Genomic DNA, 12,836 nt, shown 5'->3' with positions numbered 1-12,836 from the left:
ATGGAACACCGTCACCTCATTGCCATTCTGCGCGGCATCCCCCCCAGCGAAACCATCGATGTTTGTGAAGCCCTGATCGAGGCAGGGATCACCATGATCGAGGTCCCGCTCAATTCCCCCGATGCGCTGATCAGTATCGCCATGGCGTCAAATGCGCTGGGCGATATCGCCACCATTGGGGCGGGTACCGTGCTGAACAAGAAGCAGGTCGCCGCCGTATCCGAGGCAGGCGGCACATTCGTTGTCTCGCCTGACACCAACAAGCAGGTGATCGCAGAAACGATCCGAATGCAGATGTTGTCCTTCCCCGGCGTATTCACGCCCTCCGACGCATTCCGCGCCATCAAGGCGGGTGCCACAGGCCTGAAGTTCTTTCCCGCCGAAGTACTTGGCCCCAAGGGTATCAAGGCCATGAAGGCCGTGCTGCCGCCGGAAATTCCGCTCTATGCGGTCGGCGGTGCCAATCCCGACAATTTCGATGAGTACTTCGCTGCCGGTTGCTCGGGCTTTGGCCTGGGAACCTATATCTACAAGCCCGGCATGGACGCGGCCCAGGTTAGCGAACGCGCAAATGCGGCGGTTGCCGCCTATGATGCGGGGTTCCCCCAATGAGCCAGACGGCCCGCCTTCTCATCGACACCCAGTGCACCCTCGGCGAGGGCCCGCTCTGGCATCCCGGACGCCAGGAACTGTTCTTTTTCGATATCAAGGAAGACACCCTGTACGCGGCCAATGCTACCGGTGAAATCACCAATCAGTGGCTGTTCAACGAAGTGGTCGCTGCGGCCGCAATTGTTGACGACAACACCCTGGTGCTGGCCGCTGAAACCGGACTCAAGGGTTTTGACATCACCATGGGCGGCATCGCGCCGATTGTGGGCATCGAAGCCAGCAATGGTGAGACCCGCACCAATGATAGCCGCGTGCATCCCTCTGGCGCCTTCTGGATCGGCACCATGGGCAAGAACGAAGAAACCCCTATCGGCGCCGTCTATCACTATCGTGACGGCACGCTGAGCACGCTCAAGTCCAATATCAGCATTCCAAATGCCACCTGCTTCTCGCCCGATGGCACCATTGCCTACTGGTCCGACACCCCGACCCGCCAGATCATGCAATGCGCCACTGATCCGGCAACCGGCATGCCGATTGGCGAGTGGACACTGTTTGCCGATGTATCGGACCATCGCGGCTCCCCTGACGGCGCGGTCGTGGATAGCGAAGGCTACCTCTGGAACGCGCGATGGGGCGGCAATTGTGTCGTCCGCCACGCACCCGATGGATCAATTGATCGGATCGTTGAACTCCCCGTCAGTCAGGTGACCTGCCCTGCCTTTGGTGGAGCTGACCTCAAGACCATGTTCATCACCACCGCCAATACCGGACTGAGCCCAGAACAGAGGGCAAATGAACCACACGCCGGCAGTGTCTTTGCTATCGACGTCGACGTCGCCGGTCAGGCCGAAACCCCAATCAAACTCTGAGAACTCCGTCATGATCAATCCAGCCCTGGGCGTTTGCTACTATCCAGAACACTGGTCCGAGGAGGTCTGGGAGCAGGATGCAGCGCGCATGGCTGAGGTCGGCATCGCCTTTGTCCGGATAGGCGAGTTCGCCTGGTCAAAGCTCGAACCCACGCCGGGGTATCTGCAGTTCGATTGGATCATCCGCTCCATGGATGTGCTGGGACGCCACGGGCTCAAGGTCATTTTCTGCACACCCACTGCCACCCCACCACGCTGGATGGTCGACAAGCACCCAGACATGCTCGCTGTCGACGCCAATGGCCGCCAGAAAGGTTTTGGCTCGCGCCGCCACTACGATTTCTCGCATCTTGGCTATCGCGAAGAATCCGCCCGCATCACGCAGTTGCTGGCCGATGCCGTCGCCAGCCATCCCGCGCTGGGCGGCTGGCAGACCGACAATGAATATGGCTGCCACGGCACCACCTATTCCTATTCGCCGGCCGCAAAGGTTGGGTTTCAGCGCTGGTTGGCCGAAAAATACGGCACGGTCGAAGCCTTGAACGAGGCATGGGGCAATGTGTTCTGGTCCATGGAATACAACCGCTTCGATCAGGTCGAACTCCCCAATCTTCTGGTCTGCGAACCAGCGCCCGCCCATGACCTGGACTATCGGCGCTACGCATCAGATCAGGTCGCCGCCTTCAACAAGGTGCAGTACGACATCCTCAAAGCCAAGCGCCCCGACCTGCCGGTCATCCATAACTTCATGGGCCGCTATACCGAATTCGACCACTATGACGTTGCCAAATCCCTTGATGTGGCGGCCTGGGACGCTTACCCGATTGGCCATCTCGCTGTTAGCACCGAGCCCGAAGAGGTCAAGCGCCAGTATCTGCGCCAGGGTGAACCCGACTATCAGGCATTCCACCACGATCTCTACCGCACCGTTGGTCACGGCCGCTGGTGGATCATGGAGCAGCAGCCCGGTCCGGTGAACTGGGCCGATTTCAATCCCGATCCCTTGCCCGGCATGGCGCGTCTCTGGGCGTGGGAAGCCTTTGCCCATGGCGCGGAGGTTGTTTCCTATTTCCGCTGGCGCCAGGCACCCTTTGCGCAGGAACAGATGCATGCCGGCCTCTTGCGCCCCGACAGCGAACCTGCTCCCGCTTACCATGAAGCCCTTCAGGTCGCGCAGGAACTCAAGTCGATCGGCATTACGGGCGCCGCCAGCAAGGGACGCGTCGGCCTCGTCTATGACTATCAGAGCGAATGGGCCTGGGACGTTCAACCGCAGGCCAAGGGCTTCACGCATGGCGCCCATGTGCGGGCGCTCTATGCGGCCTTCCGCCGTCACGGGCTGGATATCGATATTCTACCACCCAGCACCACTAGCTTTGCCGGCTACGACATTATTGCTATCCCGGCCCTGTTTGCCTGGAATGACGAGCTGCGCACGGCAATCAGCGAATTTGATGGCCACCTGCTGATCGGTCCGCGCTCTGGCTCCAAGACGCAGAATTTCGCCATCCCGCCCAGGCTGGCGCCGGATCTGCCAAGCAATCTGCTTGACCTCAAGGTGCTGCGCATCGACAGCATTGATCCGTCGCTCGAAATCGAGGTCAAAGGCAGCGGCTCGGTCCACCACTGGCGCGAACGCATCGAGACCAAGGCCAATGTGGTCATCGAGGACACCGAAGGTTGGCCGGTTCTGGTCAATCAGGGCAAGCTCTACTATCTGGGCGGCACCGGCACCAAGGCACTCGTCCATCGCGTGGTCGACTATCTGATCGCCGAGGCCGATCTGGTGACATTGAACCTGCCAGCGGGCGTGCGCTGCCGCACGCGCGACGGCCTGCGTGTCTACGTCAACTACAATGCTGGCCCAGCCACCCTGACACTTGCGCATGACGAAACCGGATACGTGCTTGGCACCGCCGAAATTCCAGCGGCGGGCGTTACTATCGCGCGACTCGCCACGGCCGGTTGAGGTTGGGAATGGCGGTGCGGAGGTCAAACCGCGCCGCCGAACCATCCCAGCGCAGCCACTGCACGCCCCCGGCCTGCAGGTCTTCACTGTCGATTACCAGGCTTCCTTTGCAGGTAACCGGCGCGCGCAGACGGGCGACCACCAAATCATGCAGCCCGCAATCTTCAGCAAAAGCGGCGGCATTTTTGATCACGGCGATAGAGAATTCCGGGGTACGCGCGATGCACCCCAATCTGTCGCAGCGGGCTCCTTCGAAAGTGTCAGCGATCTCCTCCTGGTAGTGATCGCTCCAAACATTGACCGCAAAACTGCCGCCGCGCCCCGTCACCAGACCCATCGCTTCGCCTTGTCGAACCGCCACTGCCTGGGTGGTGTCGGCAATCAGCACATCGGGACGGTGGTCCAGCCCAAACAGCAGCACCAACGGCACCGCCAGCAGCGGGCCAGCCAAGCGCCAGCGAGTGGGCAAAAAGGCAAACCACGCCAAGGCCGCCAGACCGATGATCAGGGCCCAAACGGTCAGCAATGGGTTACCCGTTAGTCCAGCGCTCCAACCCGCCACCAGAACAGCACCATCGACCATCCGGTCGATGCCCCAGCCCATGATGGCGACAAAGGGCTTCTCGATGCCCAATGGCATCGCCAGCACGGACAACACCCCGAAGGGCATGATGATCAGGCTGACGACAGGCAGCACCAACACATTGCCTACCACGCTGAGGGGTGCGGTCTGCTGGAAATGATATGCGGAAAACAGCAGCGTCGCCATACCGGCGATCAGGCTGGTAGCCGCCGCAGCCCATAACGATCCGCCCATGCGAGCCATCCAGTTGCGATTACCCCTTGGGGCAGATCGCGGCATCTCGTAGATACCGATCAAGGCCACCACAGCGGCAAATGACAGCTGGAAACTGGCCCGGAACACGCTGGCTGGATCAATCACCATGATCGCAAGGGCCGCAATGGCAACATTGCGCATTGTTAGCGCCCGGCGTCCGGCCAGAACCGCACCAAAGATCAGGCCCAGCATCATGGTTGAACGCAGAGCCGGGATATTCCCCACGCCACCGGCCAGCAGCAAATATCCCCCTGCCGCGATCAGCCCGGTCACTGCCGCTACCTTCTTGACCGACCAGCGATTGGCGACAGGCGGAATGGCGGCCAGCAGCCAGCGCATCAGCCAGAACACGCCACCTGCAACAATCGATAGATGCAGCCCGGATATCGAATAGATATGGGCCAGCCCCGACTGCGCCATCACCTCGCGGGTTTCATCGGTGATCTCGCTTTGATCGCCCACCACCATGGCCCGCCCAATGGCAGCTGAAGCACCATCAAGCACACCCGCGATACGAGCACCAATCCCCATGCGCAATTGCTCAACCACGCGCCCCGGGTCGAACTGCGCCCCCGACCCGGTTTTGGAAAAACCGCTGGTTACAATGCCATAGGCGCCAACACCGGCGAAGTAGGCGTGAAACTGTCCATCAAAGCTACCGGAAAGAACGGGACCGGGAACGGGTGCCAAGCGAACTTTGGCCTCAATCGTGTCACCCGGCGCCAGCGGCGGCGTGGGTGGCGTGACCAACCGTGCCCGGACAATCGGCAGTGCTCGGGCGCCATCGAACGGGGTCAGATCCGAAATGATGATGCGGCGCGTACTTTCAGTGGCCGAAACAATGGCATCGACCCGTGCCGAATACGCCCCATAAGCCGGATAGCGCAGCATTTCGGTGCCGAACCAGAACCCATGTAGTGGCAATAGGCAGACCCCGGCCCAAAACGCGGCCAGCAGCCCCAACAGCGGCAGGATAGTCGACGCACGCAGCGCTACGACCAATGCCAGGACAGCCAGCCCGACGGCGACCAACGCCCAGCTTTGCGGTTCAACGGGAAGACTGGCATACGCAATCAGCCCCGCCAGCATTGCAAAGGGCAACAGGATGAACAACCGCCGCGCCGATACAGCGTCCCTGACTTGCGTGACAGCCGCAGAGAAGGGAGCGGTTCGTCCAGTCTGACGCCCCCGTCCGGGCAGGACGGCAGGCATAGGGGATGCGGGTGAGACCCGTCTCATATCGTCGATTTCGCGATCGAGAGTTTCGCCCCGCTGCACCGGCCCTGCCCCCGCCCTTGCGCTCGTGCCCCTCTATGCTACACACGGCTCTCAATCTCTCCAAGCACTCCGGTCTCATGTCCCAGGTCGTCACCCGTTTCGCCCCTTCGCCCACTGGTTATCTGCACATTGGCGGCGCCCGCACGGCGCTGTTCAGCTGGGCATTCGCCAAAAACCAGGGCGGCAAGATGCTGCTGCGTATCGAAGATACGGACCGCGAACGCTCTACTGATGCGGCTGTGGTTGCCTTGATCGATGGCCTGAAATGGCTGGGTCTGGATTGGGAAGGCGACCCGATCAGCCAGTTCGCACGCGCCGACCGTCACGCCGAGGTGGCGCGCCAGTTGGTTGAACTGGGCCATGCCTACTACTGCTATTGCTCATCAGCCGAGCTAGACCAGATGCGTGAAGAGGCCCGTGCCGCCGGCAAGCCGCCACGCTATAACGGTTACTGGCGCGATCGCGACCAGAGCGAAGCTCCCGAGGGGGTTGCCCCGGTGATCCGCATCAAGGCGCCGCTGAGCGGCGACATCGCCGTCAACGACCATGTGCAGGGCCAGGTCGTATTCAAGGCTGAGAACCTGGATGATTTCATCATCATGCGCTCTGACGGCACGCCCACCTATATGCACGCCGTGGTGGTCGATGATCACGATATGGGCGTCACCCACATTATCCGTGGCGACGATCACCTGACCAATGCGGCCCGCCAGATTATCATCTACAACGCCATGGGCTGGCCCGTGCCGGAGATGGCCCATATCCCGTTGATCCACGGTCCTGACGGCGCCAAGCTCTCCAAGCGTCATGGCGCTCTGGGCGTAGAAGCCTACCGCCAGATGGGATACTTGCCTGAAGCCCTGCGCAACTATCTCGCCCGTCTCGGCTGGAGCCATGGCGACGACGAGTTCTTCAGCACCGACCAGATGGTCGAGTGGTTTGCGCTGGACGGGCTCAACAAGGGCGCCGCACGCTTCGACTTCGTAAAGCTAGAGAACATCAACGGCCATTACATCCGCGAAGCAACGCCGGAATATCTCTACGACGTCATGCTGGCAACGGCCCGGGAAGTTGGCCGCACTGCTGACGCCGAGGGACTCTCGGCCAACCGGGACACCGCCCTCAGCGCCCTACCAGAATTGCAGCCACGCGCCAAAACCGTGTTGGAACTCATCGATCTGGCCCAGTTCATCTACGCGTCACGTCCGCTTGCTATTGATGAAAAGGCGTCAGCGCTGCTGACACCGGAATCGCGCATCGTGCTTGGTGACATGGCCGAAATGCTGCACGGTCTCAATGAATGGTCGGTGCCTGCCATCGACGCTGCCATGCGCACCCTGGCCGAGGCCAAGGGCCTCAAGCTGGGCAAACTGGCACAGCCATTGCGGGCTGCGCTGACCGGACGCACTGTCTCACCAGGCATCTTTGAGGTTATGGTGCTGATCGGTCGCGACGAAGCAATGGCGCGCCTTCAGGATCAAATCAGCGCTGTCTAGTGCTAATAGCAGGGTAAGCCTTGCTTACCCATCAGTTGCCTCAGGACAGCAAAAGCTGATACCTGTCCGGTAATTATGTGACTGCCACATACACGGCCCCGACCCTACCGAAATCCCTTTCCAATTGGGGTTCCGGGGCCTTCGAGGAGAGCTAAATGACCGATAAAGTCGCCAAACTCGTCATCGGGGATCAGACCCACGAATTCCCGCTTCTGTCTGGCACCGTTGGTCCGGATGTCATCGACATCCGCACCTTATACGCCAAGACCGGCATGTTTACGTACGACCCGGGGTTTACCTCCACGGCGGCCTGTGACAGTGCCATCACCTATATCGATGGTGACAAGGGCCAGTTGCTCTACCGCGGCTATCCCATTGATCAGCTCTCGGAAAACGCTTCGTACATAGAAGTCTGCTATCTGCTGCTCTACGGCGAACTGCCCAACAAGACCCAACTGGTCGAGTTCGATGAACTGGTGACACGTCACACCATGGTGCATGAGCAGATGCACTACTTCTACCGTGGCTTCCGCCGCGATGCCCATCCAATGGCCATCATGACCGGTGTGGTCGGCGCCATGGCAGCGTTCTACCATGACTCCACCGACATCACCGATCCGCAGCAGCGCGAGATCGCCTCGATCCGCATGATCGCCAAGATGCCAACGATCGCGGCCATGGCCTACAAATACTCGGTCGGCCAGCCCTTCGTGTATCCACGCAACGATCTCGATTACGCGTCGAACTTCCTGCACATGTGCTTTTCGGTTCCGGCCGAGAATTATGAGGTGAACCCAACCATTGCCAAGGCAATGGACCTGATCTTCACCCTGCATGCAGACCACGAGCAGAACGCCTCGACCTCTACCGTTCGCCTGGCTGGTTCGTCCGACGCCAACCCATTCGCCTGTATCGCAGCCGGTGTGGCTTGCCTGTGGGGCCCTGCCCATGGCGGCGCGAACGAAGCTGCGCTCAACATGCTCAAGGAAATCGGCACCGTCGATCGCATTCCTGAGTTCATTGCCCGCGCCAAGGACAAGAGCGATCCGTTCAAGCTGATGGGCTTTGGCCATCGCGTCTACAAGAACTTCGATCCCCGCGCGACCGTGATGCAGAAGACTGCCAAGGAGGTCCTTGACCTGCTCGGCGTGCACAACAATCCCACGCTGCAGGTGGCGCAGGAACTCGAGAAAATCGCGCTTGAAGATCCATACTTCATCGAGCGCAAGCTCTACCCGAATGTGGACTTCTACTCGGGCATCATCCTTGAAGCGATTGGCTTCCCGACGTCGATGTTCACCGTGCTGTTCTCTGTCGCCCGCACCGTCGGCTGGATTTCCCAGTGGAAGGAAATGATCGGCGATCCGCAGAAGAAGATTGGTCGCCCACGGCAGCTTTATGATGGCTCGCCAGCCCGCGACTACAAGCAGGTCGACGCCCGCTAAGCGGCAGACCAATAGCTCAGGATCCGGTCCGCTGGATCCTGACGGGGAAAGTCGCCGCTGCCCGCCACCATCAATTCGACAAGCTCGCCAAAGGCCAATATCTGGTCCTGGCGGGCTTTTTTGTTGTCCAGCAATGCGCACAGACTGGCAACGATGGCGTCTGCGTCCGGCTTGGCCTGCACCAGCTCGCTGACTTCGGGGCGATCCAGAATGATGTTGGGCAGAGAAATTATGGGGCGCCCCAGCTTGTCGAAGACCCGCGCCTGGTGCCCATCCATCACATAGCTCACCACCATTGGCACGCGGGCCAATGCCAGTTCCAGCGTTGCCGTGCCAGCCACTGACAGCGCCGCAACAGCCCGCCCGTATAGGGCTCGGCGATCGCCACGCTGATCAATCACAGCCACTGGCACAGGCCAGTCAGCAACTTCGCCTTGAATGCGCGCTGCCAGTGATGGCAACGTCGGGATCACTACACCATCAATGACGGGGTGCTCGGCCAGTTGCGCCACAACGGACCGAAATAGCGGCAGATGTCGACGCAACTCACCCTCGCGGCTCCCTGGCAACAACACCAGCGGTCCCTTCTCGGCCCCATCAGCCTGTTCCAGCCTTTCGGCGAGAGCCGGATGCCCCACATAGCTGGTGAGCGGGCCGCCCAGGCTCCGCATGACCGCAGGCTCAAATGGCAGCACCGCGAGAACTTCGTCGAACAGCGGCTCGAGCTTGGCGGCCCGTTCAGGCGCCCGCGCCCAAACCGACGGTGCAACATAGAGGATGACCGTCCCCGCATAGCCGAGCGCCTTCAGGCGCTTGGCCACCAGTTTGGAGAAATCCTGCGCGTCAACCAGCACAACAATGTCCGGCTTGTCGGCCCGAATGGCGCGCGCGGTCTGCTCAACCCGCCACAGCAGCAGCGGTAGTCGGCGCAACACATCACTAATGCCCATCACGGACAGATCGCTCATGGGGTAAAGTGATTGAAGCCCCAGAGCGCTGAGTTCGTCACCGCCTACACCGGCAAGGGCCAGCGGCACACGCTGCTGTAGCCGCGCCACCAGATCGGCAGCAATCCGATCGCCCGATGGTTCACCCGCCAGAATGAAAAGCTTGAGCGGCTCATCCATGGTCAAGAGTCATCCCCAGGACCACCACGCCGTGCTGCTTGGCGGCGGCCTGAAGCGCAGCGCGCTCCAGCACCAGACTATGCCCAGCCTCGACCGCAATTGCCGCGATGCCGGCCGCGGCACAGCCAGTAACCGTCCGCGGCCCCACGGCCGGCAAATCGACGAACCCGGCCTGTTGTGGCTGCATGGCCTTGGCCAGGATCAGCGGGGTACTGCCATTGCCTGCCAGCCCGCGCGCGCGCAGCGCCCCGACGCGTTCGATCAGGGCATCGGTGCCACCAATGTCTTCAACGGCAATGATCCGGCGCCCTGACGTCACCGCCGCCTGTCCGATATCGAGCATTCCGATGGCCCGCGCTGTTTCCAATGCGAATAAAGCGGCGGCGTGATCGTCAAATCCAGCGCCGGCAATGACGCCCTCACCAGCAAGCAGATCTGGGGACAATTCATGCACCCCGATCATGTCGGCACCGGTCATGTTCTTGAGTACTTTTGCCAACGCACCCAGCGCGGCATCACCAACCGGCGCTTCGGCCACCACGTTGCCGGTATCGACATTGCCATTGGCAAACCGGATCAGTCCCTCACGCGCCTTGTCTGGCAAGTGGATGCCACCGGCCATGGCAATTTGCGTGGTACGAAACACCTTGAGCGACCAGATGATGCCAAGCGGGTTGTCGAGATCAACGTTGATCATCTTGATGCCCGGGATTGCGTCGCGCGGCGCCAGGGTCAGCACCTGCACCTTGTACCCGCCGCTCAATGCTGCCTCGACAATGTGGGGAACGAGAGCCCCGGTCCCCGCAAAGATCGAGAGCCGTCCCGCCACCTTGTTCCTCACTCCGAGGACTGGCCGTTGCGTGGTGTCAGAATCGGCCGGTCAGAGGCCGCCATGATGAAGGCCACCACATCCTGCACCAGCGCATCTTCCTTGAACAGGTCAGCGGCATCTTCGACCCGTTCGCGCAGTGTTCCCTCATTTGAGAAAATCTGCCGGTAGGCCGCACGCAGCCGGTGGATCGCTTCACGATCAAACTTGCGGCGCTTGAGACCAACCAGGTTCAAACCGGTCAGCGATGCACGATTACCCACAGCCATGCCGTAGGGAATGATGTCGCCATCAACCATCGATTGCGCGCCGATAAAGGCGTGTGCACCAATGCGTGTGAACTGATGGATGACGCAAGTGCCGCCAAAAATGACATTGTCACCGATCTGGCAATGACCAGCGATGCCGACATAGTTGGCCATGATCACATTGTTGCCAATGATCGCGTCGTGAGCCACATGCGCACTGGCCATGATCAGGCATTCATTGCCGATCTTGGTCAGCATGCCGCCGCCTTCAGTGCCCGGATTGATGGTGACCGACTCGCGAATAACGCAACGCTCACCGATTTCCAGCCGTGAGGCTTCACCGTGATACTTCAGATCCTGCGGCTCGTGGCCGACCGAAGCAAACGGGTAAATCCGCGTACCCGCACCGACCACGGTATTGCCGTCAATAGACACGTGAGAAACCAGCTCGACATTGTCATGCAGCACGACCCTGTCGCCCACAATACAATACGGTCCGATCTTGACGCCTTGGCCCAACTGCGCGCCGGCACCGACAAGAGCTGTCGGATGAACGATCGCTAGGCTCACGAAGTCGCCTCGACAATCATTGCCGTGATTTCGGCCTCGGCAATGACCGTACCGTCAACGATGGCCTCGGCCTTGTACCGGCCGACATTGCGGCGACGCTGGATCTTGGCAATGTGAAATTCAATCACGTCGCCTGGACCCGCTGGCTTGCGGAACTTGGCCTTGTCGACCCCCAGCATCAAAACGATGTTCTTCTTGCCGCTGTTGGAATCGTGTTTGATCACAATCGCACCAGCGGTCTGGGCCATGCCTTCAATGATCAGGACACCCGGAAAAATCGGGTTCTCGGGGAAATGCCCCTGGAAGATCGGCTCGTTGAACGTGACGTTCTTGACCCCAACCGCCGTCTCATCGCCATTGATCTTGATAATCTTGTCAATCATCAGGAACGGATAGCGATGCGGCAGGGCCGTGAGGATCTCGGCAATGCTCATTGCTGTGAGCTCGGTGCTCTCGGTCATCCCCGCTTAACCCCTTTTGATAGTTTGCGCATAGCGGCGATCTCTCGCCAGAAATCCATAATGTCCTGGGCAGGTGCCCCGGCAAGCTTAGAGCCCTCAGGCCAGTCCTTGGTGACGGCGGCGCGGCCATGAACGACCGACCCCGCACCAATCTCCAAATGCCCTGATGTGCCAACGCCGCCGCCCATCAGAACCCCGTCGCCAACGATGGTCGAACCTGACAGGCCCGACATCGCCGCGATAATGCAATTGCGACCAATACGGCAGTTGTGGCCGATTTGGACAAGGTTGTCGATCTTAGTGCCCTCGCCGATCATCGTGTCGCCAAGAGCGCCGCGATCAATCGTTGCATTGGCACCAATCTCGACATTGTTCTGGATCAGCACGCGCCCCAACTGTGGCAACTTGCGATTGGACACACCAAAATCGAGCCAGCCGAAGCCCTCAGAGCCAATACGCGTGCCCGAGTGAATCACCACGCCATTGCCGATATGCGCACAATCGATGGTGCAGTTGGCGGCAATGGTCGTATTGCGACCAATGGTGACACCAGCCCCGATGACCGTGTTCGCCCCGATGATCGAACCACGACCAATCTCGACGCCCTGTCCGAGCACCACATTGGTGCCGATCACCACATCAGCTTCGAAAACCGGCTCGCCCAGATCATCACGACCGCCGGCAATCACGCTGCGCGTGCTGTTGGGATAGAGATAGTCCAGGACATCAGCGAAAAGATGATGCGGCTTGTCGCACACCAGGGCCACGCAGCCCTCAGGAACGGCATCAGCCAAGGCCCGAGAAACAATGACCACACCAGCAGCAGTAGATTTAAGAGCGTCGGTGTAGCTGACATGGGCAGCAAGGGCGAAATCGTTGGCGCCGGCCACATCGAGGTCAGTTGCACCATCGATCATCAGGTCGGGCGCTGCTAAATCCTGCAACAGATCGTTGCGCTCAAGCGCTCTTAAAAGGGTGCCGACCGTGGTGGGGCCGGCAAAGCGATGAAAACGAGTGTCGACCATGATGTCACTTAAATGCATTGAGCCGCGGCGCTACCGCCCCGCGGCTCAAAGAATTGTTTTACGCCA

The 12,836-nt window shown here is 60.3% G+C and carries 11 protein-coding genes; 5 read left to right on the top strand and 6 right to left on the bottom strand.

What is annotated here, in order from left to right; translation table 11 throughout:
• The 3 genes from KD146_RS05725 to KD146_RS05715 are packed head-to-tail and all read left to right on the top strand — an operon-like array spanning position 1 to position 3,453.
• Positions 1–612 carry a 2-dehydro-3-deoxy-6-phosphogalactonate aldolase gene (locus tag KD146_RS05725; protein ID WP_212657757.1) on the top strand — a complete coding sequence of 204 codons (612 nt, stop codon included), beginning with the start codon at positions 1–3 and terminating at the stop codon, positions 610–612.
• Positions 609–1,484 carry an SMP-30/gluconolactonase/LRE family protein gene (locus KD146_RS05720; RefSeq protein WP_212657756.1) on the top strand — a complete coding sequence of 292 codons (876 nt, stop codon included), beginning with the start codon at positions 609–611 and terminating at the stop codon, positions 1,482–1,484. The genes KD146_RS05725 and KD146_RS05720 overlap by 4 nt, the downstream gene beginning before the upstream one ends.
• 10 nt (positions 1,485–1,494) lie before the next feature.
• On the top strand, positions 1,495–3,453 hold the full coding sequence (locus KD146_RS05715; protein ID WP_212657755.1) for a beta-galactosidase: 1,959 nt from the start codon (positions 1,495–1,497) through the stop codon (positions 3,451–3,453).
• On the opposite strand, the gene KD146_RS05710 is transcribed toward KD146_RS05715, so the two are convergent.
• Complete coding sequence (locus tag KD146_RS05710; protein ID WP_212657754.1) at positions 3,425–5,404, bottom strand: ComEC/Rec2 family competence protein; 1,980 nt, start codon at positions 5,402–5,404, stop codon at positions 3,425–3,427. The two genes, KD146_RS05715 and KD146_RS05710, sit on opposite strands and share 29 nt — an antisense overlap.
• A gap of 242 nt (positions 5,405–5,646) precedes the next feature.
• Here KD146_RS05710 and gltX point away from each other — a divergent pair, with 242 nt between their 5' ends.
• A complete protein-coding gene (gene gltX / locus KD146_RS05705) occupies positions 5,647–7,065 on the top strand; it encodes a glutamate--tRNA ligase (RefSeq protein ID WP_427857037.1) in 1,419 nt (472 codons plus the stop codon).
• Between the two features lie 155 nt (positions 7,066–7,220).
• Entirely contained in the window at positions 7,221–8,510 is a 1,290-nt protein-coding gene (gene gltA, locus KD146_RS05700; protein ID WP_212657752.1) for a citrate synthase, read from the top strand.
• Here gltA and KD146_RS05695 read toward each other — a convergent pair.
• From KD146_RS05695 to lpxD, 5 genes are read right to left on the bottom strand one after another with little or no spacing between them, the layout of a single operon-like run.
• On the bottom strand, positions 8,507–9,637 hold the full coding sequence (locus KD146_RS05695; protein WP_249327759.1) for a lipid-A-disaccharide synthase: 1,131 nt from the start codon (positions 9,635–9,637) through the stop codon (positions 8,507–8,509). The genes gltA and KD146_RS05695 overlap by 4 nt on opposite strands.
• A complete protein-coding gene (gene lpxI, locus KD146_RS18445; RefSeq protein ID WP_212657750.1) occupies positions 9,630–10,466 on the bottom strand; it encodes a UDP-2,3-diacylglucosamine diphosphatase LpxI domain-containing protein in 837 nt (278 codons plus the stop codon). The genes KD146_RS05695 and lpxI overlap by 8 nt, the downstream gene beginning before the upstream one ends.
• A gap of 8 nt (positions 10,467–10,474) precedes the next feature.
• Positions 10,475–11,284 carry an acyl-ACP--UDP-N-acetylglucosamine O-acyltransferase gene (gene lpxA, locus KD146_RS05685; protein WP_212657749.1) on the bottom strand — a complete coding sequence of 270 codons (810 nt, stop codon included), beginning with the start codon at positions 11,282–11,284 and terminating at the stop codon, positions 10,475–10,477.
• Entirely contained in the window at positions 11,281–11,745 is a 465-nt protein-coding gene (fabZ, locus tag KD146_RS05680) for a 3-hydroxyacyl-ACP dehydratase FabZ (protein ID WP_212657748.1), read from the bottom strand. The genes lpxA and fabZ overlap by 4 nt, the downstream gene beginning before the upstream one ends.
• Complete coding sequence (lpxD, locus tag KD146_RS05675) at positions 11,742–12,770, bottom strand: UDP-3-O-(3-hydroxymyristoyl)glucosamine N-acyltransferase (RefSeq protein WP_212657747.1); 1,029 nt, start codon at positions 12,768–12,770, stop codon at positions 11,742–11,744. Before lpxD ends, fabZ begins: the two co-directional genes overlap by 4 nt.
• Positions 12,771–12,836: the final 66 nt, after the last annotated feature.

Origin of the sequence: Devosia litorisediminis (genome assembly GCF_018334155.1) — a bacterium.
GTDB lineage: Bacteria > Pseudomonadota > Alphaproteobacteria > Rhizobiales > Devosiaceae > Devosia > Devosia litorisediminis.
Note: the sequence above shows the minus strand (reverse complement) of the source record. Positions and strands in the feature narration are given on the sequence as shown.

Excerpts from the sequence above, each read along its gene's own strand:
- gltX (WP_427857037.1), top strand. The coding sequence starts at position 5,647 with ATGTCCCAGGTCGTCACCCGTTTCGCCCCTTCGCCCACTGGTTATCTG.
- gltA (WP_212657752.1), top strand. The coding sequence starts at position 7,221 with ATGACCGATAAAGTCGCCAAACTCGTCATCGGGGATCAGACCCACGAA.
- lpxD (WP_212657747.1), bottom strand. The coding sequence starts at position 12,770 with ATGGTCGACACTCGTTTTCATCGCTTTGCCGGCCCCACCACGGTCGGC.
- KD146_RS05725 (WP_212657757.1), top strand. The coding sequence starts at position 1 with ATGGAACACCGTCACCTCATTGCCATTCTGCGCGGCATCCCCCCCAGC.
- fabZ (WP_212657748.1), bottom strand. The coding sequence starts at position 11,745 with ATGACCGAGAGCACCGAGCTCACAGCAATGAGCATTGCCGAGATCCTC.
- KD146_RS05720 (WP_212657756.1), top strand. The coding sequence starts at position 609 with ATGAGCCAGACGGCCCGCCTTCTCATCGACACCCAGTGCACCCTCGGC.
- KD146_RS05695 (WP_249327759.1), bottom strand. The coding sequence starts at position 9,637 with ATGGATGAGCCGCTCAAGCTTTTCATTCTGGCGGGTGAACCATCGGGC.
- KD146_RS05715 (WP_212657755.1), top strand. The coding sequence starts at position 1,495 with ATGATCAATCCAGCCCTGGGCGTTTGCTACTATCCAGAACACTGGTCC.